Source organism: Frankia sp. AvcI1 (assembly GCF_001420875.1).
Classification (GTDB): Bacteria; Actinomycetota; Actinomycetes; order Frankiales; family Frankiaceae; genus Frankia; species Frankia alni.
This window is the reverse complement of the sequence record NZ_LJFZ01000028.1, coordinates 10663-35454: the sequence shown is the minus strand read 5'-3', so window position 1 is coordinate 35454 and position 24792 is coordinate 10663. Positions and strand designations below refer to the sequence as shown.

General features: G+C 75.4%; 8 protein-coding genes and 9 pseudogenes. 8 read left to right on the top strand and 9 right to left on the bottom strand.

Translation table 11 applies throughout. The features are described 5' to 3' along the window. Positions 1–208: 208 nt before the first annotated feature. Entirely contained in the window at positions 209–841 is a 633-nt protein-coding gene (locus tag UK94_RS63915) for a hypothetical protein (RefSeq protein ID WP_235489553.1), read from the bottom strand. On the opposite strand from UK94_RS63915, the pseudogene UK94_RS63910 reads away from it, so the two are divergent. The 4 genes and pseudogenes from UK94_RS63910 to UK94_RS24075 form a co-directional block, all read left to right on the top strand. Continuing rightward, positions 738–3181: pseudogene (locus UK94_RS63910) on the top strand (SDR family NAD(P)-dependent oxidoreductase); the annotation flags it as partial. The gene UK94_RS63915 and the pseudogene UK94_RS63910 overlap by 104 nt on opposite strands. Before the next feature lies 1 nt (position 3182). Next, a pseudogene (locus UK94_RS63905) lies at positions 3183–4263 on the top strand (polyketide synthase dehydratase domain-containing protein); the annotation flags it as partial. A gap of 1 nt (position 4264) precedes the next feature. Then, positions 4265–4580 (top strand): hypothetical protein (locus UK94_RS63900; RefSeq protein ID WP_235489551.1); only part of this gene is annotated, 316 nt, incomplete at its 5' end. A 972-nt stretch (positions 4581–5552) separates the two neighbouring features. After that, positions 5553–5756 (top strand): hypothetical protein, encoded by a 204-nt coding sequence (locus UK94_RS24075; RefSeq protein WP_041938966.1) that lies wholly within the window; start codon positions 5553–5555, stop codon positions 5754–5756. 54 nt (positions 5757–5810) lie between these two features. Here UK94_RS24075 and UK94_RS24070 read toward each other — a convergent pair whose 3' ends face one another. The 5 genes and pseudogenes from UK94_RS24070 to UK94_RS63880 all read right to left on the bottom strand — a co-directional run. Then, a complete protein-coding gene (locus UK94_RS24070) occupies positions 5811–6644 on the bottom strand; it encodes a YihY/virulence factor BrkB family protein (RefSeq protein WP_231861553.1) in 834 nt (277 codons plus the stop codon). Positions 6645–6823: 179 nt separating this feature from the next. Further along, positions 6824–8385, bottom strand: a pseudogene (locus UK94_RS63895) (FtsX-like permease family protein); the annotation flags it as partial. A 1034-nt stretch (positions 8386–9419) separates the two neighbouring features. Beyond that, positions 9420–9873, bottom strand: a pseudogene (locus UK94_RS63890) (ATP-binding cassette domain-containing protein); the annotation flags it as partial. A 1-nt stretch (position 9874) separates the two neighbouring features. Beyond that, positions 9875–10024: pseudogene (locus UK94_RS63885) on the bottom strand (ATP-binding cassette domain-containing protein); the annotation flags it as partial. A 1-nt stretch (position 10025) separates the two neighbouring features. Beyond that, positions 10026–10268, bottom strand: a pseudogene (locus tag UK94_RS63880) (ABC transporter ATP-binding protein); the annotation flags it as partial. 303 nt (positions 10269–10571) lie between these two features. Between UK94_RS63880 and UK94_RS34085 the strand changes: the two are divergent. After that, positions 10572–10721 (top strand): hypothetical protein, encoded by a 150-nt coding sequence (locus tag UK94_RS34085; protein WP_157734413.1) that lies wholly within the window; start codon positions 10572–10574, stop codon positions 10719–10721. Positions 10722–11032: 311 nt separating this feature from the next. On the opposite strand, the gene UK94_RS24055 is transcribed toward UK94_RS34085, so the two are convergent. The 3 genes and pseudogenes from UK94_RS24055 to UK94_RS24050 all read right to left on the bottom strand — a co-directional run. Further along, positions 11033–11587, bottom strand: a complete 555-nt coding sequence (locus tag UK94_RS24055; RefSeq protein ID WP_011602869.1) for a hypothetical protein — start codon at positions 11585–11587, stop codon at positions 11033–11035. Positions 11588–12703: 1116 nt separating this feature from the next. Further along, positions 12704–12811, bottom strand: a pseudogene (locus tag UK94_RS63875) (zinc-binding dehydrogenase); the annotation flags it as partial. Position 12812: 1 nt separating this feature from the next. Continuing rightward, positions 12813–13642: NADP-dependent oxidoreductase (locus UK94_RS24050; RefSeq protein ID WP_235489549.1), on the bottom strand; the 830-nt coding region annotated here is incomplete at its 3' end. Between the two features lie 1979 nt (positions 13643–15621). Between UK94_RS24050 and UK94_RS76440 the strand changes: the two are divergent. The 3 genes and pseudogenes from UK94_RS76440 to UK94_RS24035 form a co-directional block, all read left to right on the top strand. Then, positions 15622–16475, top strand: a pseudogene (locus tag UK94_RS76440) (hypothetical protein); the annotation flags it as partial. Between the two features lies 1 nt (position 16476). Then, positions 16477–17700: pseudogene (locus tag UK94_RS63865) on the top strand (CHAT domain-containing protein); the annotation flags it as partial. A gap of 905 nt (positions 17701–18605) precedes the next feature. After that, on the top strand, positions 18606–24272 hold a 5667-nt coding region (locus UK94_RS24035), incomplete at its 5' end, for a hypothetical protein (protein ID WP_235489547.1). Positions 24273–24792 lie beyond the last annotated feature (520 nt).

Below are 24792 nucleotides of genomic sequence, written 5' to 3'. Positions count from 1 at the left end.
ACCAGATCCTCGACGGCCGGGAGCACCTCGCGATCAGCCTGGACCGCCGGGGCCAGGACGGCGACGCCATGCTGCAGTCCGCGCTCGGTCAGCTCGCCGTCCAGGGNGCCCGGCTGACCTTCGACGACCCGCCGCCCGCCCCCACCGGTGGGCGGCGCCGGAAGCCGGTGATGACCATGCGGATCGACGGATCCAACTACGGCCGCAACTACCCGCCGCCCCTGGACGAGCCCTCGCCCAACGGCGAACACCCGGTGCGGTCCGCCGCGACCACCCTCCCGGCGGCCGCGTCTGCGGCGACCATCGCCGCGGTGGCCGCCCCGGCGGTGCCGGCCCCGGCTGCGGCCGACGACACTGCCGCCCCGCCGCGTCCCACCGTCCCCGCCGTGCATCCAGCCACGGCGCCGGTCGACGGCGCGATCCCGACCGCGCCGACCGCACCGTCGCCATCGACCGCACCGTCGCCATCGACCGCACCGTCGCCATCGACCGCACCGTCGCCATCGACCGCATCGACCGCATCGACCGCACCGACGGCACCGACGGCACCGACTGCACCGACGGCACCGACGGCACCGATCGCAGGACCGCCGCAGCAAGCCGGTGCGCCGTCGTGGGCCACGCAGACCCCGGCGGCACCGCCGGCGTCCGCGCCGCCGGCCGCGGGTTCGACACCCGCACCACCGCCCGCGGAGCCGACGCCCCCGCCTCCGCTCGCTCCTCCGCCCGCGGAGCCGATGCCGGCCGCGGCGGCTGCCGAGCCGTCGCCCGCGGAGCCGATGCCGGCCGCGACGGCCGCGGAGCCGATGGCAGCGCCCCCGGCCGCGGGGTCGGTGCCCATGGCGCCCTCCGCCGGCGTGCCGGTCGGCACTGCGCAGGGGCCGACGGTCGCGCCGTCGCCCGAGCCGGCGCTGGTGGGCGACGTCGTCGCCGGGCCGGGCTGGTGGACCGCCTTCGTCGAGGCACACCGGCAGACCGCCCAGGTCCAGGCCGCGTACCAGCATCTGATGACCGAGGCGCAGGTGGAGTTCCTGCGCACGACGGAGGCCATCTGCGCGCAGCTGGCCGGCGCACCCGCCATGGACGTTCCCTCGACCGCCGGATACCTGCCGGCCGTCCCGACGGCGAACCCCGCGGCGCTGGCACCGGTGGCCCCGCCAGTGCCAACCGTGACCGCCGCCCCGACCGTGACCGCCGCCCCGACCGCGACCGCCGCCCCGACCGCGACCGCGACCGCCGCCCCGACCGCGACCGCAACCGCGGCCCCGGCCCCGGCACCGGCAACGACGCCCCCGGCACCGGAAGCGCCGACGGGCACCCCGTTCCAGCCGGCCGAACCGGCCCAGGCTGTTCAGGCCCTGACGGCGCCGCCCGCGGTGCCGGCGGCAGACTCGACGGCTGCGCCTCCCGCCTCCGCCACGGAGGCTGTGCCACCGGTGGTGGCACAGGGCATCCGCGCGTCCGTTGCGCCAGCTCCTGGCGTTGCCGATCAGCCGGCCGGCGGCTCACCTGCCGACGACCCGGCCCCGGCCGGCGGCGAGACCGCGCCGGCGTCGGCGCCACGCAGTGTCGAGGAGCTGGAGGCCCTGCTGCTCGACGTCGTCGCGGAGCGCACCGGATACCCCGTCTCCGCGCTGGCGATGGACATGGAGCTGGAGGGCGACCTCGGCATCGACTCGCTGAAGAAGGTCGAGATCCTCTCCGCGCTGCGCCAGCACGTCGGCGAGATCGCGGTCGACATCAGCGAGGGCGACGCCCTGGCCCAGCTCACCGCGCTGCGCACCCTCGGCGAGGTCGTCGACCTCATGCGCAACCGGGCAGACGAGCCGCCACCGGCGGCGGGAGCACCGACCGGGCCGGATCCGACCGGGCCCGGCACGGCGGCGGCCGCGGCCATCCCGGACCTCGCCGAGCACCCCTCCGAGCGCCCCGCGGAGCATCCCACCGGGGACTCGCCGGGAGCTGCGGCGGCCACCCCGGCTCCGGGCTCGACGGGTGTGGCGGCCGATGCCCCCTTTCCGGCCGACTCCGCACGTGGGGCCACCGGCTGGCCGCCGCTGACCCGGCTCGTGCCGGCCGTCAGGCCGGTCCCGGCCGCGGGGCTCGCTCCCCTGGGGCTGGGCGCGCGGCCGCTGACGATCCTCGACGGCGGCAGCGGGCTCGGGGCCGCGCTCGGCGCCGAGCTCGACCGACACGGCATCGGCGCGGTCGTCACCGACGGCCCGCCGAACGCCGGGCCGGACGGGGCGCCGGGTGGGCTGCCCGCCGACGCCGGCGGGGTGATTCTGCTCGGGGGACTGGCGGCCGCCGACTCCGTCGACCAGGCCCTCGACCGGCAACGCGACGCCTTCCGCTGGGCGCGGGCCATGGCCTTGTCGCCGGCGGTGCACGGCGGGCTGTTCGTCACCGTGCAGGACACCGGCGGCGACCTCGGCCTCGACGGTCGGCAGGGGGCGCGGGCCTGGCTCGGCGGGCTGGCCGCGCTGGCCAGCACCGCGGCCGCGGAATGGCCGGACGCCGCGGTCCGGGCGATCGACTGCGAACGGGCCGGGCGGGACCCGGCGTCGCTCGCCGCCGCCGTCGCCCACGAGTTGCGGCAGGGCGGGATGACCCCGGTCGTCGGCCTGCGCGCCGACGGCACCCGCCTCGTCGCGGGGGTGGCGCCGGCCCCGCCGGAGCCGGCGGACGCGCACCCGCTGCGGCTCGCGCCCGGAGCGGTGATCGTCGCGACGGGCGGCGCCCGCGGCGTGACGGCCGCGTCCCTGATCGAGCTGGCCCGGACCTGCCAGCCGCGGCTGGTCCTGCTGGGCCGCACGCCCCTGCTCGACGAGCCGCCCGGGCTCGTGGCCGCGACCGACGAGCCGTCGCTGGTGCGACTGCTGGCCGAGCACGACGACGCGGCGAGCGGCCCGGCTCGGCTGCGGGCGCAGGCGCGCGAGATCCTGGCCGCGCGGGAGGTGCACGCGACTCTCGCCGCCCTCCGGCGCGCCGGTTCGCAGGCCCGTTACCTGCCGGTGGACGTCCGTGACCGCGACGCGGTCGCCCGCGCCCTGGAGGAGGTCCGGGCGGACTGGGGGCCGGTCAGCGGGCTCGTCCATGGTGCCGGCACGCTCGCCGACAAGCTGCTCGCCGACAAGACCGACGACGCCTTCGACCGGGTGTTCGACACGAAGGTGCGGGGNCTGCGGACGATGCTGGACGCGCTCGCCGACGACCCCGTGGAGCTGCTGTGCCTGTTCTCCTCGGTGGCGGGCTGGTTCGGCAACGCCGGGCAGGCCGACTACGCCATGGCGAACGCGACCCTGGACCAGGTCGCGGGCGCCTACCGGGCTGCGCATCCGGACTGCCTGGTGCGCTCGATCGCCTGGGGCCCCTGGGCCGGTGGGATGGTCGGGCCGCTGCTCGCCGAGGTCTTCGCCAGCCGCGGGGTGCCGGCGCTCCCGCTCGCCCAGGGCGCGGCGGCGTTCGTCGACGAGATCACCGGTGCACACAGCGCCGGGACCCAGCCACGGATCCTGCTCGGCGCAGGCGGCCCGGAAGCACTCGGCGCCTCCGCCGACGGCCGTTCCGGTTCGTCCGGCCCAGGGACGTCCGGCCCAGGGACGTCCGGCCCAGTGACGTCCGGCCCAGGGACGTCCGGCGTCGGGACGTCCGGGGGCAGCCTCGCGGGCGCCGAGTCCGGGCCGGCGGGCGGGGGGTCCGGGCCGGCGGGCGCCCGGCGGGTTCTCGGCCAGCTCTCGGTGCACGAGCGCACCCACCCCTGGCTGACCGACCACAGTCCCGCCGACATCGCGGTGCTTCCGCTCGCGATGGCGCTGGACTGGCTCGCCCGCGGCGCCCGCGCGTTGCGCGGCGACGGCGAGGCCGGGATGGTGCTGCGCGACCTGCGGGTCCTACGCAAGATCGCCTTCCCGCGCCTGGCCGACACCGGGCACGAGCTGTACGTCAGCGTGACCGAGGCCGAGGCCCCACGCCGCGGCGACGACCCGCCGAATCCCGGGGCCGGGGCCGCGGCGGCGCCGCTACCCGTCCTGCGCCTGGACGACGCCGACGGCATGCCCCACTACCAGGCGAAACTGGATCCCGCGCAGCCGCAGCCCGTGCCGTCGTCGGCGTGGCCGACGCCGGACGGCCTCGCCGAGAAGGCGGCCGAGGTGTCGAAGTGCCGGGACCTGATCTACCGCAGCGACGCGCTGTTCCACGGCCCGCGTTTCCAGGCGATTCAGTGGCTCAAGGGGATGTCGGAACACGGCGCCGAGGGGTNCGTCGTCGGCGTGACCGAGCTGGCCTGGGGCCTCGACGACTGGTACTTCGACGTCGCCGGCCTCGACGGCGGCATGCAGCTCGCCGGGCTGTGGGCCTGGCGGGTGCTCGGCGGCGCGCTGCCCGTCGCCGTCCGCGAGTGCCGCATCCACCGGCCGGGCCTGATGACCGGCGAGGCCCGCAGCGTCGTCACCGCCAGGGAGATCGACAACATCCACGCCCTGTGCGACGTGGTGGTCCTGGACGACGACGCCGCCCGGATCGAACTGATCGGGGTGGAACTGGTCCGCCGCCCCGACTGGATGCCCTCGTCCTGACCCGAAATGGCAATCACCCGAACGGTCGCGGACGAAGACGTGCGACCCCGGGCCGGTAGCAGGAGCCGCCCACCGGCCCGGGGCCTGTCTTTCGTCCCCGAAAGGCCAGCTCGTGCCACCCCCGTCCCCGGCTCGCCGGGGATGCGGTCTCGTTCGCTCCGAGAGGTCTCAGCTCAGGACCGCTTCGTCCTGGGGGTCGTAAACGACCAGGCCGAGGGAACGAGCGATGCCGGCGATGAATCTGACCACGTCCGGCCCACCGTCCCAGGACATCGTGATGTAGATGAACTCGCCGTCGGCCTGGCTGGCCAGATCGCCATCAGCCGGGCCCTCCCAGATCGGCTCCTGCTGGGGGAACTCGGCGCGCATGCGCCGAATTAGTTCGACCAGCTCGGGGCAGGCCGGTTCGAGGGCATCCGCCTCCCATCGCTGCTCGGACTGGTTGCACCGGCGTTCGTACTCGGCCGCAGCCTCCTCGTCGGTTGGGGAACCGGCATNCCGCCAAACAGCTACGTCGTAGGTCACAGCCACATCATGGTGTGCGGCGCAGCCGCGCCGCGTGCCGCGTGCCGGGGTCCGGGGTCCGGCGAGAGTCCACCGCCAGCTCGTCCGTCCGCGTTGTGATTGATATCTCCGCCGCGATGGTGAACGAGAACGCGCTGCGGGGATGCCCGCCTGATTTCGGCTGGTCAGGGGTATCGGAATGTGTTGGACGGTGCCCTCGACCGCCGGTGAAGAGTCCTTCCGGGCGGGGATTGATGCCCTTGTTGCGGCACTTTCTGGTAGCACCCGGCGGGGAGCGATGGCGCTAGTCTTCGGGTCGTCGCGAAGCGCGACGGCAAACATTCCCGGTTGCTTTCCGGATTGCCGACTGTTTGTCCATCCGGTCCAGGTGTCATGTCGTCTGTGGTTATCCATCGACGGAAAGGCGTGAGGATGCGTATCGTAGCTTTGCGAAGGATCCAGTTGGCCGTGGCGGCCGCCGGTCTGCTCGTTCTCGCTTTCGGGATCGGCAGCATCACCCCGGGGAGGATCTCCGCGCCCATCGGTCAGTCGCACGCGAGACACGGAGCCGTGAATATCTTCGCCGGCGGCGGCAACGGTATCGACAACGGAAACGGTGCCGACCACGGTAACGGTATCGACCATGGCAACGGCGTGGACCACGGGCGTTAGAGTGCGTAGCTGATCCGGATCATGGGGCTCGGTTATGTTCCTTGATCCGGATCGTCAGCGCTGCGCGTCCGCCCAGGGGACGCCGTCGCGTTCGTCGAGGCGCAGGGCGAGGCCGTAGCCGACGAGCACGATCAGGTGCAGCAGGAACAGCCAGAAGCCGACGGCGACGGCCGCACCGATGGCGCGGAAACCGCCGAACGGCAGGCCCAGGTCCAGGTGGAACGACAGGAACAGCACGAACCCCTGGACGAAGCCGGCGACGAACGACCCGGTCGACGCCGCCGCCCACAGCGTCGCCGCCCAGCCCGGCCGCCCCGGTCCCACCACCCGGTAGACGATCACGAGCGTCGCGGTCAGCGCCAGCCAGTCGACCGCGAACGCGACGATCACGCCCAGCCCCGCCGAGACGCCGCGCTCGGCGAACAGCCGGGCCAGCGTCGGCGTCACGAGCAGGACCGGCAGCAGCAGGACCGGGGCGGCGGCGAGCAGCGGCAGGACGCCGAGGCGACCCCGCCACCCGACGAGGCCCTCGCTGGTGCCGGCGAGCCGGACGAAGGCCCGCCGCAGCCCCTCGCCGTAGAACGAGGCGGGCACCGCGGCGGCCACGACGACCAGCGGCGACATCGTCAGCGCCGCGTCGAACGCGGCGAGCACGACCGCCGGGGCGCCGAGACCGTCCGGCAGCGCGTCGGCCAGGGAATCGCCGAGCTCCGCCGCGCGCGGGCGTCCCAGCAGCAGGCCGAGCAGGTTGACGGCCACCAGCACGCAGGGCACGACCGCGATCGCCGCGTAGTAGGTGACGCCCGCCGCGAGCAGCGCGAGGTCGTGGCCGCGCAGCGCGCCGACCACGTCCCGCCCGAGCGTCGTCACCCATCGCAGCCTCGTCACCCCGCACACCTCACCAGACCCGCACACCTCACCAGACCCGCACACCTCACCAGACCCGCACACCTCACCAGACCCGCACACCTCACCAGACCTGTGCACCCCGCCAGCCGGGGGCAACCGCCAGGTAGCGGTCCTCATCCTGCCCGCACCGGTCCCGCGGTGGTTACTCGATGACCCGNAGGGTGGAGGGAACGTCCATCCGGCGGATCCGGCGGGCCGCGGCCAGCGGGGCGACCGCCACCGCGCCGACGCCGAGCACCAGGATGACGGTCAGGGTGCGACCGGACAGAATCGCCTGCACGCCGAGGTCGGGAAGCGTCCTGGCGAGCAGCACCTCCACGGTGTAGCGCAGCGCCCAGTAGCCGGCGGCGATCCCCAGCAGCGTCCCGACCAGGCCCATCGCCGCGCTCTCGGCGACGGTCAGGCCGAGCACGGTGCGGGTGGACAACCCGTAGGCGAGCATCGTCGCGTGCTCGCGGCGCCGCTCGTCCACGGCGATGCTCATCGCGTTGTAGGCGATGAGCACGGCCAGCAGGAGCACCACCACCTCGCCGATGCGCAGAATCCCGACGAAACTGCGCAGCAGGGCCCGGATCTCCTCGATACTCGCCGTCGCCGACACCACCGACGCCACCCCCGGGATGGCGGCCAGCGTCCGGGTGGCCGCGTCCCGCCCGTACCCGGCCGCCGGCTGCACGACGACCACGTTGGTGGTTCCGGCGAGCCGGAACGCGCCGGCGTCGTTGTTGTCGAGGAACACCACCGAGCGCACCGGGAAGTCGTGGATGCCGGCGATCCGCAGGGGCGTGTCGATGGTCCGGTAGCCGGTGCCGACCCGCTGCGGATGGCGCAGCGTGATCGTGTCGCCGGGGTGGACGCCCAGGTCCCGGGCGGCCTTCTCGGAGATCAGCAGCCCTCCGGTCGGGGACCCGGAGACGACCGACGGCGACCACAGCCCGTGCCCGATGTCGAGGATGTAGGTGAGGACGTCGATCGGCGCGGCCGAGGCGTCGCCGCCGGGCCCGGCCCCGGCCCCGGCGCTGCCGCCGCCGCCGGGGGGAGCGTGGGCGGGGGAGATGCGGCCGGGCAGCGCCAGCGTGGGGTCGGTCTCGGCGACGGCGGGGGAACGGCGCACGGCGTCCACCGTCGGGGAGTTCACCGGTTCGACCCGGGGCAGCATCACCCGCAGCCGGTCGGGGGCGCTGGTCGTCAGGTCCGCCTCGGCCCGGTTCGTGGTGCGGGTGAACGTGTCCAGCTCGCCGGTGAAGACCACCAGGGCGGTGATCACCGCGGCGATCGCGACGGCGGTGAGCAGTAGCCGACGCGGGGCGCGTGCCAGGTTGCGCAGCGGCATCTGGGTGAGGCTGCCCCCGGGCAGCCGGGCCCGGCCCAGCAGTCGGACCAGCGGGCCCGTCCCCCCGGCCACGGCGCTGGCCCGGATCGCCCGCACCGGCTCCACCCGCACCGCCCGCCACACCGGCGGCAGGGCGGCGAGCACCGGCAGGACCAGACCCACGGCCGCGGCCCGGGCGAACACACCGACCTGGAAGTTCGTGTGCCACACCGGCAGCGGCCACACCCCGCGCAGCAGCCTGCCCATCGCGGCACCCACGACGAGACCCACCAGGACGCCGGCGACCACGCCGAGCACCCCGACCTGGGCGCCCAGCAGCAGCGGGCGCAGCGCGAGCCGGCGCGGTGCCACCCCGAGCGCCATCCCGATGCCGATCTCCCGGCGCTGNGCGTCGACGACCCGTCCGACCAGGTTGAACGCAGCGAAGACCGCCCCGACCAGGACGAGGACGGCCAGCACGTCCCACAGCCGCTGATCGCTGTTCACGTCGTCGTAGAGGATTTGCCGGGTCTGGATGTCGTCCCGGTCGGTGACCGTCACGCTGGTGCCCGGCAGCGCCGCGGCCAGGGCCCGGGACAGCTCGGCGGCGAACGCGCCGGTGTCCGTGCCCGGGCGCAGGGTGAGCACCAGGTCGTTGACGGCGCCGGGCTGCCCGGTGAGCCGCTGCGCGGTCGGCAGCGACGTGTAGAGCACCCCGAACCCGGACTGGGTGACCAGGCCCGGCTGCTCGCCGGGCAGGAGGAAGTACTCCGGCGACTGGCCCTGCCCGACGTAGCGCACCTCGCCGCCGCCGCTGGTCCGCACGGTGCCGGTTGGCGGGAGATGGTTCGCGTTGGCGAAGGTGCGGTCCAGCACGCCGACGTCGCGCCCGCTGTCGGCGGGCACGAGCCCCCGCCCCCGCGCCACCGACACCGCGTCGACCGGCGGCCGGGCGGTCAGGTCGATGCCGACCAGCTCGCCGCGGGCGAGCACGGTGTGCCCGGGGCGGGAGGCGTCGATCTCGGTGGGCAGGACCAGCCGTTCGGCGTCGGCGCTGACGGCCGCCGCGGCCGGCAGCGACCGGACCACCGCCGCGAGACGCCCCTGCGCCACCGTGGCCCCGGCCTCGACGGCGACGCGCAGATCGTGCACGTTCAGCCGGGCGTAGCTGGCGTCGTAGGACTGCCGCCGCCAGTGCGAGGAGCTGGTCAGGCCGGCGTAGAGCCCCGTGCCGAGGCCGATCATCACGGCGATCGCGACCACGAGCAGCAGCCGCTGGCGCAGCTCGCGCAGCGACCATCGCCACCACAGCCCCGTCGTCGATGCCATCCGTGCGCCGCCCGACTACCCGTCCGCCGGCGCGTACCCGGTCACCGGCCCGTACCCGGTCACCAGCGCGCACCCGCGCGCCAGCGCGCACCCGTGCGCCAGCGCGTGNCCGGTCACCAGCGCAGCTCCGCCACCGGCACCTGGCCGCCGGGCGGCGGTCCGTCGTGGACGATCCGCCCGCCGGACAGCTCGATCACCCGGTCCGCGATCCGGGCGATCTCCCGGTTGTGGGTGACGACGAGAACGGTCCGGCCCTGGGCGGACTGGCCGCGCAGCAGCTCCAGGATGCGCACGCCGGTGGCGACGTCCAGCTCGCCGGTCGGCTCGTCGGCCAGCAGGATCGGGTTGCCGGTGGCGATGGCGCGGGCGATCGCCACCCGCTGCTGCTCCCCGCCCGAGAGCTGGTGGGGGAAGTGCGCGGCGCGCTCGGCGAGCCCCACCCCGGCGAGCACCTCGTCGGTGACCTCGCCGGCCCGGTCCCGCCCGGCGACGTCCGCGCCGAAGCGGACGTTCTCCCGCGCGGTGAGCGCCGGGAACAGGTTGAACGACTGGAACACGAAGCTGACCNCCTCGCGGCGTGCCTCCCGCCGGATCCGCCGGGACGCGCGGGTGACGTCGACGCCATCCAGCCGCACCGTCCCGGTGGTGGGGGTGTCCAGCGTGCCGATCAGGTTGAGCAGCGTCGTCTTGCCGCAGCCCGACGGCCCGAGGATGACCANCAGGCAGCGGGCGCCGACCCGCAGGGTGACGTCCGCGAGCGCCGTGACGCCGGTCGCCCGGCCGTCGTACCGCTTCCCGACGCCGACCAGGTCGATGCGCACCGCCTCGGCCGTCCCGGTCCTGTCGGCCGACTCGCTTCCGTCGGCCGACCCGGTTCCCTCGGCCGTGCCGGTTCCCTCGGCCGTGCCGGTCCTGTCGGCCGTCCCGGGTTCCCGATCCGCCGGGCCGCCGGGCAACGCCACGCTCGGCCCCCTGTCGTCGCGATCCGGCGGGCTCCGGTCGCGCCGGGCCCGGGTCAGTATCGGCACGGCCGGGACGGCACCGGGGGAACCGGCGGGCGGCCGGATTACGCGCGCCGCCGGGCAACGCCCCACGAATGCGGTGGCATCCACCGGGGCCCGCCGTCGGGCACGGCGGACCCCGGTGGATGGTGGTCCGGCGGCGGCGCCGCACATCCGCCGGCGCCCCTGGCGGATGGGGGTGACGCGGCGGCCGCCACCGGTGGGGGAGTGGTCAGCGGACGGTGATCGTCGGAGCGGGACGTCGTGGAACGGGACGTGGTCGGGGCGGGGGTCGTCGGGACGAGGGAAGTGGACGGCTGCCCGCCGGTGGGCGCCATGGCGGACCCGCTCGCCGGTGGGGGTTACCGGGGGGTCGGACGCCGGCGCTGGGATGTCGGCGGGCAGCCGGTCTGAGGGGCAGCCGGTCTGAGGGGCGGCCGGTCTGCCGGTGGGGGCCTGGTCTGCTGGTGGGAGGTCGATCCTGTGGGGACGGCTGGTCTGGCGATCGGCTGGTCTGGCGATCGGCTGGTCTGGCGATCGGGTGGGATGGCGATCGGGTGGGATGGCCGTTGCGGTGGGGATGGTGGATCGGGCGGGCTGCCCGCCGTGAGGGGTGCGGCGGGCAGCCCGCAGGTCCGACGCGGTGGGACCGGCGTTGGTCCGGCCCGCGCGGCCGTCGTGCGAGCCCGCCGCGGTCCGCCCTCCGCGGACCGCGGCGGGCCCGGCTATCGGGCGGGGTGGCTGTGGTGGGAGCGCGGTTGCGTACCGCGGAACCGTTCGGAGCCGCCCTCGCGCTGGCGGACCAGTGGCAGAGCGCTGCCGTGCACTGTGCGGAAGCCGGTCGGGCGCCGGTCGGCGGCCGCCTCGTCGCCGCCGGCGTCCAGGTCGTCGATGGCGTGGGCGCGGACGGCCACCAGGATCTGGTCCCAGATGGTCTGCGGCAGCCGGTTCTCCCGCATGGTCCCGAGGTGGCGGATCCGGACGATCACCTCGTCCGGCAGGCCGCGGGCGACCTGGCCGCTGCCGGCGCCCCAGGAGGTCCAGCCGAGGGGTCCGTCGTGCGGGGTCAACCGGTCGAACACGCCGGTGCGGACGTCGTGGACGAACGGCGCCCACAGCGCGACGGGAATCCGGACCTCGCGGATCCGCCCGGCGTAGCGGTACCGGACGACGACGTCCGTGTGCTGGCTGGCGAACTTCAGCCCGGGGGCGCAGGCCGGCCGCCGCCAACGCAGCGGCGGTTCCCCCGCGGTCCTGCCCGTACAGTCGCCCTGGCCCACCCGACCGTCCATGGGTTCGTCTCCCGTCCTGGCCAGTCCGCCCGCGGCAACGGTCCACCGAGGGCCGCACGCGGCCCATCGGGAGCCCGCTGCGGGGGTGGGAGATGTGATGGTCGGGCCCGTGCCGGTGGCGAACCGGCGTACGCAGACCCGGTGCGTGCGCTCGATGCTGGTGCCCGGAGTGCGGGCAGGGTCCGGGAGAGGACCGGTGCGTGCGGTGCCCGTGGTCCTCTCCCGGTGTGCCTCACCGCCCATGAAGACCCGCGCGGCGATCCGCCCATCGCAGTGGGTGATCGAGTGCGGGCGGGNCAGNCACCCTCGGCGGAATCCGACATCCCAGGAGGAGGATCCCGTCGACATCATCAGGTGTCCTCCTCGCCTCGGTAGCTGGGAAGCGGGCTGCGCGTCCGCNGGTGGACACATCACACCGTGCTGGGCGTATCTGGGACAGAGTGCAACGAGNCGTTGCGGACGCGCGCACATTCGTTGCGCCTGATCGGCGGCTTCGGGCCTCGCCGACGACGGAAGCGCCGTGTCCGGCCGGTGATTACACACCGTCGTTGCCGGGCCGACTGTCGCCGGGGTCCTCCCGCCGCTGGCGGAGAGGATCGCCGATCAGCTCCGCCTACCTGTGGCGGCATTGCTGATGCCTGCCTGCGCGCATCCCAGCCTACGAGAGTTCCGCGCAATTGGCATTGATCAAAGATGGTCCGTTTTGTTGGCCGGCGAGAATTGACTACCCGTGTCGCCGCCGTTGCGCGTGGGCAGTGGAAGTCAACGTGGCCTGATCGCCGGTAGGTTCGGGTGTGGGTGAAGGTTGGGCTGTGGTTCACCCGGTGTGTTTCCGGGAAACCGCCCCTCCTGCCATGCCGGTGACCGTCCGCCGGAACCCGTCGGACCTCCCTGCCCGTCCTCGACGGCCGCCGCCGGCAGCACCCCCGCGGCGCCCGACCGCCGGTGTCGCGGCCTGCCGGAAACACTACCTCGAAAGGGCGGCCACTTCCGGGGAGCCGAACCGCCGTCACCGCAGCTCGGCGTCATCCCCCGGGCGTCGAGAGAAAGAACGGCGGCGGGCAGGCTGACGGGTCCGGCGGGGATGCGCGCCGAATCCGCGGTTCACCAGGTCAGCACGAGCCGGCCGCGGATGCCGCCCTTCTCCAGCAGACGGTGGGCCTCGGCGGCCTGCTCGACCGGAATGGTCTTCGCCACCCGCAGGGTGAGGGCNCCCTCCTCGACGAGCTGGCGCAGCCGGTCGAGCTTGGCCTGCTCACGCGCGTAGGTACGCACCCACACCTGGTGGATCGTGATACCGCGTTCGGTCTCGCCCTGGAACGGGCGGACGGCGACGAACCCGCCGCCGTCGCGAATCGCGCCGAGCAGGGCGTCGTTCTGGATCGAACCGTCCGCCAGCCCGTCCACCCCGCCGGGCACCGCCGCCCGGATCCGCTGCGCGACGTCGTCGCCGCGGCGCACCACGATGTCGGCGCCGAGCTCTCGGACGAGCTCGGTGTCCGCCTCGGAGGCGTCGGCGACGACCCGCAACCCGTCGGCCTTGGCGAGCTGGACGGTGTAGCCGCCGAAGCAGCCGGCCGCCCCCGTCACCGCCAGCGTCTGGCCGGGGGCGAGGCCAAGCAGGTCGAGCGCCAGCCGTGCGGTGAGGCCGTTCATCGGCAGCGTCGAGGCGGCCACGTCGCCGACGCCTGCGGGAACCCGCGCGACGGACTCGGCCGGCACCACCACCTGCTCGGCGTAACCGCCGTTCGACGCGGCGGGGACGACGATCGCCATCACGTGGTCGCCGATCGCGAGATCGGTCGCCACCCCCTCGCCGATCTCGTCGAGGACGCCGGCGACGTCCATTCCCGGCACGTAGGGCGGCGCCCATTTCGACAGCCATTTCGCCCGGTCGCCGCTGCGGGTGAAGGTGTCCGTCGGACTCACGGTGGCGGCGGCGGACCGGATCCGGACCTCGCCGGGACCGGCGTGCCGCTCGGGCACGTCCACGATGCGCAGGGCCTCCGGCCCGCCGAACTCGACCACTCCCACGGCTCTCATGACAGACGACCCTAACGCCGCCCACCTCCGCCGCGCAGGGAATGCGATCGGCGGAGCCGCGTGCGGCGGCCNCAGTCGGGCCGGCGCATTCCGCCGCAGAAAGGGGCGGATGAACAACCTAGGCAAGACGCATTGTGGTCGACTCGGTACTCTTGCCGACATGGGGGTGGATCTCGGCTCCGATCGGTCGCGGCTCCGGATCGACCGGACCGCGGGAGCGGTGCTGCAGGCGCAGCGGGATATCTCCGGATGGCTGGACGCCCGCCGCGGAGATGACCGGTTCCTCCGCTTTGGAAATCATTTCCGGGTACTCGGCGAGGTGTTGGGCGGGATGCTCGCCGCTCTGGCCGGCCGGGTCGCCTCCCTGCGGGAGCTGGGTGACAGCGGCGCGCGCTACGACGGCTGCCGGTCGGTGGAGACGCTGCTGACCGTCGTGCGGCNCACGTTCGACTGGTATCGCGAACGCTATGACCAGCGGCTCGACGAGCGGCTGGGCCCGATTCTGCTGGCCGCCGACGAACTCGTCCGGTCGTGCTGGTCGCAGCCGTTCGCGGCAGTCGGACGGCCCGCACCGACCGGTCCGCTCGCCTATGTCGACCCGCGCTTCAACGCCTTCGCCGTCACCCGGTCGAGCGTGCCGGTGCCGCTGCGCCCGCCGGCCCGCACCGACGCGGTGGACGAGGCCGTCCGCGCCCTGCTGCGCGAGTTGCCGATCCCGGCGATCGCCCTGCCGGAATGGGCCACGCGCCAGGCGTGGTGGCTGGCCCCCGCGGCCCACGAGACCGGCCACCACGTCCAGCGGGACCTGATGCCGGGTCTGCCCGACCGGACCCGCGCCGCGCTGGACGACGCGGTGCGCGCCGCCTCGGGCGGCGACGCGGAGCTCGCCGCCCGGTGGTCGGGCTGGCAGGCGGAGCTCTTCGCCGACGCCTTCTCCGCCGTCATGATCGCCGACGCGGCGGCGTGGGCGGTCGACGAGCTCGAACACGCCGCCCCCGCCCGCCTGGCCGGGCTGTCGCCGCCCGGCCACCCGTACCCGCCGCCGCTGGTCCGCCGCGCGCTGCTCGGCGAGCTGGTCCGCCGCGTCCGGCGCGAGCACGGGGCCGCGCACCAGCCCGCCCCCGCGGCCGCCCCAGCCCCAGCCGTCGCCGTCCCACCGGCCGTCGCCGTCCCACCGGCCGTCGCCGTCCCACCGGCCGTCGCTGTACCGCCGGTGACCCGTCCCACGGGCGAGCTGACGACGGTCGCGGCGGCCGAGGCCTGGCTGGCGGCCACGAACGCCGCCGGGCCGACCGCGGCCGAGCTGCGCCGGCACCTGGCCGTCGTGCCCGCCGTCGCCGAGGCACTGCTCGCCCTGCCGATCGGCCCCACCACGCTGCTCGCCGCGGCAGGCGTCGACCCGGCCTGGTTCGACCCCGGCGGGCGGATCGCGAGCTGGACGACGTCCCTGCGCAGCGACCCGGTGCCGATCAGCCCGCACGCCCGCCGGACGCGCCCGGCAGCGCGCCTGGCCGTGCAGGCCGGCGTCGCCGCGCACCTCGTCGTCGCCGAGGGGCAGTCTGACGGCCTGCACCGCCGGCTTGCCGCGTTGCTGCGTACCTGCGGCGAGCCGGGGGTGCTCGCTGGCCCGCCCCCGCCCGGCGACGTGGCCGCCATCGCCACCCGCCTCACCACGTGGCTGCTCGACCGCGGCGACACGCTGTCCGCCGAGGCCGACCTGTCCGCCGAGGCCGAGATGAAGGTTCGTTGACGATGACGGGATCTCGGCGAGGTCAACTGACGAACGGGTGGTCCGCCGCGTCGCCCGGAACTCCGGTGGGCGGCGGATTCGCCGTCGGAGGCGCGAGCGTGACGACCTTGACATCCTCGACCCTGGCCGAGGGGCGGTGAGGATCCCACGGGTCCTCGTCGACGTCGAGGACCGTGGGGACGAATGGACCGTGCACGTACGGGGCGTGGGGATCACGGCTCGGTACGGGATGGCCGCGGTAGTGGTCACCGACGTCGACGGACTGCCGCGACGGGTGCCGACCTGGTGGGTCGGGCCCCCGGGTCCGCCCGCGCCGCCCATGCCCGACTACCCCGAGGGGACCATCGCGCCCGACGGTGCCGCCGCGCCCGACGGTGGCGCCGCATGGGATCCGCTGGCCGACGCTGATCTCGTGGCGGGGCCGCAGCTCGCCGCGGGGCTGGGGCCCGGTCCCGGGTCGTCCCGTCCGTGGCGGGGCGGGAAGAGGGGGCTGTGGGCGGGCGCGCGTCAGGATCATCCGCCCGGTCACGGTCACCCTGCGGGTCACACCGTCCGTTCGGGCGGCTCGATGCCCCCGGCGCGGCCCGCGCCCGATGCCGGCCCGTCGTTCGGGCCGGAAGGGGCCGATCCGACACTGGCCGCGGTGTGCGCCGGCGACCAGGGCGAGATCTCCGGCCTGTTGGCCCGGATCGCCGGCCGGGAGCTGCGCGACAACGACGCCGAGCTGTACGGCCGGTGGCTGTTCGAGTGCCTGCTCGCGCCGGTGTGGAGACGCCTGCTCGCCGCGCCCGCGGTGCACGCCGCCCGGGGGGTGGAGCTCGCGCTGCGCTGGCCGGCGGACGACACGGCGCTGGCCGGCCTGGTGTGGGAGGCGATGCACGACGGGGAGGCGCCGCTTGCCGGGCATCCCCGGGCGCTCGTCGCCGTCACCCGGGTGGTGCCGACCGCGACCCCGGCGCCGGCGACGATCCGGCGGGTGCCGCGGGTGCTGTTCGTCGCCGGCTCCGCCCTCGACGACGCGGTGATCCGCCCGGGGGCGATGTTCATGGGCCTGATGCGCGCCTTCGAGGCGGAGGGCCTGTGNGTCTCGCGGGCGATGACCAACGCGACGCTCGCCGACCTCGGCGAGGTCTGCGCGCGGTTCGAGCCGGACGTCGTTCACCTGGTCGCGCACGGTGACGTCGACGAGCACCGGGCGGTCCTCCGCGTCTGCGACCCAGGCGAACCGGACGGGTTCCGCTTCGTCGACGGCGAGACCCTGGCGCTCGCACTGCGTGGCCCGGCGGGCATGCCGGTGGCGGTCATCCTGAGCGCCTGCGGCAGCGCCCGCCCCGGTGGCCAGGACGCGGACGACCCCGGCGACGGGCCAGCGGGAAACCCCGACGCGCCCCCGGACGCGGCCCGGGCCGCCGGGCGGTCGCTCGCGGCCGAGCTCGCCGTGCGCGGCGTGCCGATCGTGGTCGCGATGTCCGGTGAGGTCAGCGAGCAGGCGAGTCGGTTGTTCACCCGCCGGTTCGTGCGGGCGGTGCAGCAGGGCGCTTCGGTGGTCGACGCCGCCGCGGCTGGGCGGCGCGCGGCGCTGCTGCACGGTGACCCGCCGAGCCGGTATCTCGACTGGGCGATGCCGACCCTCGTCCTGGCCGAGAACGTCCCGCCGGATCTGCGGGTGGTCGACCCGGCGCCGCTGCTCGGGCTGCGCCAGGCCGCCGAGAGCCTGGGGCTGCGCCAGGCGCCGGTGTTCATCGGCCATGACCGGGTGCTCGCGGCGACCGACGCGCTGGCCGCTCCGGCGGCGGAAGCCCGCCCCGGGTTTGTCGCCGCGGTCGCCAGGGATTCGATGAGTGGCCTGGGTGGCAGCCGGTTGCTGCGCGAGGTCGGGTTGCGCCTGCTGCGGACGGGGCATCTGCCGCTGCTCATCGGCCCCTTCGGCGCCGGCGCCGCGCCGTCTGACCTGCGTGCGGTCGTCAGTCAGGTTCTCGAGAAGGCGATCATGATCGCCGAGGTGCTGGGGATCGACCCGCCGCCGCTGACCGTCCTCGACGCCGATCCCGACTCGCGGCTCGCGGGCACCGTCAGCCCGGAGGCGTTGCGCGGCGTCGGCGCCGAGGCGCGGTTCGACCTGCTCTACGACGCGGTCGCGGAGTTCACTGCCGGGACGGCCCCGCTGCCCGGACCGGGGCTGCGCCACCGCCTCGCCCGCGACCTGGGAGCGCTCGCCGACGCGGCCGGGGCCGCCGGCGAACCGTTTGGCGCGGCGACGCGGGTGGTCGTGCTCGGCGACGAGGTACATCGGTGGGTTGGTGGGCTGNGGCCGCTGCTGGCGATGATCCGACGCGACGGGCTGGGCGGCCCGGACCGGCCGATCCCCGTGGTCGTCACCGCCTCCCTGGTGGAGCAGGAGGGGGTGTTTCTCAAGGACTTCCGGGACGGCCAGGCCGGCCAGCCCGGCTTCGTCTTCCCGGAGCTGGCCCCGATGTCCCCGGCGAGCGCCATACTGGGATATCAGTGGGTGCTTCTCCACCCGTGGCATCCGAGTTATCCGTTCGTCTACACCGCCGCGCGGAACGCATCACGGGCGAGAATCGAGAAGACTCTGGGGCGCCTGCAGGGCAAACCGACCGCCGTTGGCGAGCGCCTGTATTTCGTCGCCGCGATTCTCGCCGATTACGAGGCCTTCGTGGCNGCCGACGACGAGGCCGCCATGCGAGCCTACGAGGAGCAGGTCCGGTGAGATCGTCGCCGCCCCCGCCCACCGGACGNCCCGCCGGGACGACCGGTCCCGGCNGCGATCCCCCCGAGGACCCGCAGCCGGACGTCGACACGTTGCTGGCGCGGGCACGCACGGCCACCCTGGCGGCGTTCGCGCCGAGCGGACTGTGCCGGCTGGCGCTGGTGCCCGAGTGGACGGACGGCACCGCCGCCTTGTTCGGCCTTGTGGCCGCCGACGAGCTGGCGGCGCTGCTCACGCGACTCGACGAGGCCGGTCTGATCGAGCGGCGGCGTGCCCTCGGCCCCCGCCGGACGGTCCGTCAGGTGTTCTGGCTGCGGTCGTCCCGGCGCGACGAGGTCGGCCGCCACCTGCGCGGCCAGGGTTTCGACGTCGACGCCGAGGTCGACGCGCTCAGTGAGGTGATCGCGGCGGCGGCCGAGGCGTCGGCGGGGGAGCTCGCCCGCGAGTTCGCGCCCTGGCTGGAGGTCGCCGTCCAGCACCGNCGCGACCGTTCCGGGTCCAGCCTGTTCCAGCGGGTCGACAGCCTCGTCACCGCCGCCGGAGCCGGCCCGGGCAGCCGCGTCGAACCGCCTGCGGGGTTGGCCGCCGCAGCCCGGCTCGTGGCCGCGGCGGGAACGATCGGCGCGGTCTGCGGGGGCACACTCGCCGAGGCGGCCCGCCGCGCCGGCTGGCGGCTCGACCGCGCCCACCGCGACGCCCAGGACGCCGAATACCTGCGCGACTACCAGAACCGGGCCGAGGTCGAGGAACCGCTCGGCGAGCTGCTCGCCGAGGATGGGCCGGGCACGCAGTGGGCCGTCCACCTGCTCGGGACCGGCGGCATCGGCAAGACGATGGTGCTGCGCTACCTCGCCTCGGGCGCGTACGCGGCCGCGCGGGACATCGCGCCGTTCCCCGTCGCGCGCGTCGACTTCGACCATCTCGACCCCCGCTACCCCGAGCACCGGCCCGCGGAGGTGCTGCTCGCCCTCGCCGACGAGCTCGCCGGCTACGGACCCAGCCGCGGCTGGTACCACTCCTACCGGCGCTTCCGCGACGCGGCCAACGCGCTGCACGAGCAGCTCGGCCGTACCGGCCCCGAACCCTCAGCCGCGGAGCAGGCCGCGGAGCAGGTCTATGGCTCGGCGGTCTACCCGGACCACGGCCCGGTCCGGTCGACCGCGAGCGCGCTGCGGGCCGCCGCCGCACAGACGATCCGGGCCCTGTTCGACGAGGTCGTCCGCGCGTTCGCCCGGGTGCTGCGGGAACTGGGCCGCCCGCGCGTCGTCCTCGTGCTCGACACCTGCGAGGAACTCGCCAAGCTATACGCGCCGGGCACCGCGGCCCCGGCCATCGACCGCACCTTCGACCTGCTGGAACGGCTGCACGCCGAGCTCCCGGGCGTCCGGGTCGTCCTGGCCGGGCGCCGTCCGCTCGTCCCCCCACCCGACAGGAAGCAACGCGCCGGTGGGCCCGTCCTGCTGGCCCGCGAGTACGTCCGGGTGGTCCCGGTCGCCGGTTTCACCGCAGACGAGGCCCACCGCTACCTCGACGCCCCGCGCCCCGAGCCGGACGCAGGGCTCGACGACAGGGATCTGGACCCCGTCTCCCAGGAGGCCAGCACCGCGACCGTCCTGCCCGGTCGCCGGCGCGGCGGCGCGTTGCGCACCGCGCTGCTGGAACGGGCCCGCATGCCGCCCTCACTGGCCGGCGACGTCCGCTACAACCCGTTCGAGCTGGCCGCCTACCGGGAGTGGATCGCCCGCGAGCCCGACCTCGACCCGGCCGTGCTGCGCGCCGCCGGCGACCCGCTGGTGGAACGGCGCATCATCGCCCGCCTCGCCGACGACAACGCCCGCGGCGCCCTCGCCATCGCCGCCGAGCTCGGCCGCTTCGACCTCGGCATGATCAGCCCCGCGCTGCGCCGGGCCGGCCTCGATCCGCAGGCCGCCTTCGACGGTCTTGCCGCCCAGGAATGGATCCACGTCCGCGCGCTGGGCCCCCAGGGCGAACCGCTGGTGATCGAGGTCGACGAGCACCTGCGCGACCGCATTCGGGTCGCCGTCGCCGCCGCCGCCGAGCCCGAGCGGTACCCGCTCGACCGGGCCCGCCTCGGCCGGGACGCGGCCGCACTGGTCACCGCCGGCCCGCTGGCGACAGTCACCGCCGAGGCCGTCGAGACCGCGGTGCGACTGCTGCCGCTCGCGGACGCCGCCGCCTTCTGGGTCGACCTGGAGGACCGGATCGTCGCGTCCGGCGCCTGGGCCTGGGCCGCGCAGGTCTGCGTGCGCGCCGCCGCCGTCGAACGCCTGCGTGCCGACGGCCTCGCGCCCTACCCGTTGCCGCTCTCGTCTCATCCGCCGCGTCCGGCCGACTCGCCGCTCCCGTCGGGTCCGCCGCTCCCGTCGGGTCCGCCGCATCCGGCCGGCCCGGCGCCGCGTCCGCCCAACCCGACGATCCTGGCGGCGATCCTTGCCACCCAGGCCGCCGCGCGCCTCCACGTCGGGGAGCCCGCCGAGGCCCCGGCACTGTGGGCCGCCGTGCTCGACCAGGCGCCCCGCCATCCTCTGGCCGAGCACGGTGACCTTCTGCGCGCCAGGGCTGTGCTCGGCCTGCTCGCCTCGGGCGGGAGTGCGTTCGCGCCGTTAGGCCCGGTCGCGGCGACGACAGTCGTCGACGCCCTCGACGACGTGACTGCCGTCGACGACGTGCCGGCCGGGTCGCTTCTCGCGGCCGCGGAGGCCCTCGCGGAGGGCACACTGCCCGACGTCGGTCCGGTCAGGAGCGGGGGCCGGCCCGGTGTCAGCCTCGTTCGGCCCGATCATCCGTCGGTCTGGCGCGGGGCGCTGGCGGGCTCCGTTCGAAACATGGCGTCCGGGACGGCCATCGTCGGAGTTCAGTCGGGCCGGCCCGCCACGGTGGGGCGGGACGTCCGGTGGGAGGTCGACGAGCTGCTCGGCGCCGCGCGCGGCGCGCCGGGAGCGGACGATCCGGGGGTCGTGCTGGCCGCCGAGGTCGCCGAGGCCATCCTGGCGTTGCGCCTGCCTGCCGCGCCCGAGATCTCGCCGGACAGGCTGCTCGCGACCGTCGAGCGGTTCGAGCCGGCGACCGCCCGGCCCTGGGCCGACTGGGTGGTGCCCCCCGGGCTGGTCGACCGCGCCCACCTTGCCGTGTTGCTGCTGCGCGCCCGCCGGGTTCCTCCGGCCGAGCCGCCTGAGTTGTCCGCACCCTGGCTGGATGACATCCTTCGGCGCACCGGCGACATTGACGCCGAGCGACGCGTCGCCGCGGCTGTCCGCCTCTCCCTCGACCACCACGTGATCCCCCGTGGCGTGCTCGAACGTTTCGACGATCATCTCGGGTACGTGGCCGGGCGGCATCCGACGAGCTGGCTGCACCGTCAGGTCCGCCCGCTGGCGGTCGAGGTCGCCGATGCCTGGATGCTGCTCGACGAGCCGCACCGGGCCGCCGAGATCATCACCAGGTACCGCGAGGCAGCCCGGGCGGGCGGCGACGACCTCGCCGCCGTCGAGCAGTGCGAGCTCGCCCTGCTCGCGCTGTGCCGCCGCTACCGGACCACCGAGTTCAGCCCGTCGATCCGCCAGCTCGCACGGGCAGGTTCCGTACCGGTGCGGGCCGAGGCCTGGCTGGTGCTGGCCCTGGTCCGCGGGCAACGGCCGGACGGTCCGGCGGAGGCGGGTAGCTGGCACGCCTGGTGGCGCTGCCAGGACCACGAGTCGCTGACCCGCGGGACGCCGCCGGGCCCGCCGGTCGTCCCGCCGCTCCCGCCGCCGGTCGATGAGCTGGGCCTGCCCTCGGGGACGGCCGCGGTGGACCGCCTCGAGTGGCGGACTCTGGGCCTTGGACCGCTTGGGACGGCCGACGCCAGTCCTGGGGATTCCGCCGGCTTCAGTGACTCCGCCGACTTCGGTGACTCCGCCGACTTCGGTGACTCCGCCGGCTTCAGTGACCTCGGCGACCCGGGGGGCCTCACCGACCCGCAGACGCGGCTGCGCGGTGCCGCGCTGCTGCGGGACCCGCGCCGCCTGCCCGGCTCAGCTCGGCGCGCCCTACGGTCGCCGTCGGGCGGCGACCCGGTGGCTCTCACCCTGTCCGCGCTGCCGCCGCTGGCCGGCGCCCGCGATGCGATGGCGGTCGCGGAGGTCCTCGCCCCACGGCTGCCCGCGCAGGCCGCCGCCCTGCTGGACGACCCGTTCGAGCTCGCGCCGCCCGCAGCGGCGGAACGGATGCCGGAACATCCTTCCGATCTCGCGCCGCGGCCCGTGGCGGACCTGCTGCGGAACGCCGGCGACGAGTTCGGCGCCCAGGCCGCGGTCGTGCTCGCCGCCCGCTTGCGCCAACGTGCCGGGCAGGCACCCGTCCCGCAGACGGCTCCGCCGTCCTCGTCGCGGCTGGCTCCCTGGCCGGGCTGGCTCGAACGCCTCGACCTGGTGCGGACCGGGTCGCATCCGGGGCCGGCCGGGCGGGAGCACCGACCCGCTGACGGCCCGCCGGACGCGACTGCGCCATCCCCACCGCCCGAACTGTCCGCCGCCGTGGTGCCGCCGCCCCCCTGGCGCTACTGGGCATGGGCTCAGCCCGCTCCGTCTGTCCGGTCCGCCGCCGCTGCAGATCCAGCCGATCCAGCCGATCCAGCCGATCCGACCGATCCAGCCGATCCAGCCGCACCGACCGGTCCGGCCGATCCGGCCGCCCTGGGCGACCTGGATGGCCCCGACGGCGATCTCGGGCCCACAAGATCGGACGCCGCGGGGCGGCGGTCCGAACCGGCCACTGCGCGTCGCCGTCCCCGGCGACGGACGCGCATCACTGTCTCGGCGGTCGCTGTGGTGCTTCTCGCCGCGGCCGTGACGGGGCTGATCGTCGTGTTCTCGCGGTCCGGGGACGCGGTCAGGACGGGCGAGGGCACCTCCTGGCGGGACGGAGACGTGGTGCTGCCCGCCCTCCTGATCCCCGGCGTCCTGCTCGTGCTCGCGTCGGTGGCGACACTGGCCGCCTGGGCCGCCGGCAGCCTCCGGAACATGCCGGCGACGCTGTTCCCGGGGCGCGGCCGTTCGCCACGGGCCGGGCGTCGCAGCCCCGCCTGCGTCTCACCCGACCGCCTGCGCCTGCGCGTCGGCTCGCCGATCCGGATCCGGGACGGCCAGTACACGGCCATTGCCGTGCCCCGGCGCCTGATGGCGCCGGTTGTCACCTCGGAACCGACCTCAAGCTGGCCGTTGTGGGCGGACAGGCCGTGGCCCCTCGTCGACCGTGTCCTGTCCGCCCGGCCGCTGTGGCGGCTGGACGGGCAGCGGGCGACGTTCGTGCGCCGGCGCCGCTGGCGCGCCTGGGAGCGCCGACGCCTGTGGATGATCCCGCTCGTGGTCGAGGACGAGGCCCGGGGCGAGGACTGGGAACGGCGGCTCGCCGCGACCGCACCCCCGCGGTCCGCCCGCACGATCGTCTTCGCGCGCTTCGGGTCCAGAGGCTTCCAGCCGGTCGGCAACCAGCCTGCCCGATCGGGGTCGACGGGTACCTTTCGCGGTCCGCGGCACCTGCGGCCCGACGGCGACCTGGCCGCCTCGGCGGTCATCGCGCAGGTGATCGGCACCCCCGTGCACACCATGTCGGGGGTGCGGCTGCGGGTCAGCGACGACGGGTCCTCCTCGTCCGCCGCGGAGCAGGAGAACCTGCTGGGGATCGAGGACCTCGACGTCGGCGACGTCCACCTGGCCGTGCTCCAGGCCGATCCGATGGACGGCGCGGCGGCGCCCCTGGGTGAGGATCGCGCGGGCTTCGTCGACCTGGCCATCGCCGCGCTCGACGCGGGGGCTCCGGCGGTGCTGGTGATCCCACCCCTGCCCGACGAGCTTGCGGCCGCGGTCGGCGCCCTGACGCGCGAGACGGTCGATCTCGCGATGCGGGGCGGGCTCGGCCCCACCGGACCGCTCCTGGCGCCGGTCTACGCCGCCCGGCGGGTCAAGGACCTGATCTACGAGGCCGAGGCCGCCTCCGGCGACGGGCCGGCGCCCACGGGCGTCGCCGTGGCGGTCGATCCTTCTGCTGGTGACGGTCCCCTTCCGACTGGCGGTCCGCGTCCGGGTCACAGTCCGCGTCCGGGGGACAGTCCGCGTCCGGGTGACGATGTCCTGCTGCTGTTGCCCTGACGGCACCCCCTCGGCCCGGTGGGACGTGCCCGCGCCGAGGGGCGTCGCCGCTGTCAGCCGGCGAGCAGATCGGCGAGGGTGAGGGCGGCGAGGGCGGGGTCGTCGCGGGCGGGCAGCAGGGCGATCACCTCGTCGGCGACGGTGGCGTCCGGGTCGGCGAAGGCCGCCTGCTCGGGGCCGGCGTCCAGGGCGGCGGCGATCGCGGCGGCGATCCGGGGGCGGTCGGACTCGACGTAGTCGGCGGACGTCCAGGCCAGGGTGACGGCCTCGGCGCGGTGGTCGGCGAACGCCCCTGCCCGTCCGTGCGCCCGTGCCAGCCGGGCCTGCGTGATCAGCGTCGTCATGGCCGGCGACAGCCAGACGTCGTGCTCGGTGCGGGTCTCCACCCGCACGACGAGGTAGTCGAACCCGGTCAGCCGCCGCTCCCCGCCGCCGGCACCGCCTGACCCGCCGGCAACGGTCGGGTCGCCGCGGACGGCGAGCCGGCCGTCGGCGCCGATCGTGAGCTCACCGGGCAGCG

Coding starts and splice junctions, on each gene's coding strand:
- UK94_RS63915 (WP_235489553.1), bottom strand. CDS start 841: ATGGGCACCGACCCCGCGGCCGGGGGCGCTGCCATCGGCTCCGCGGCC.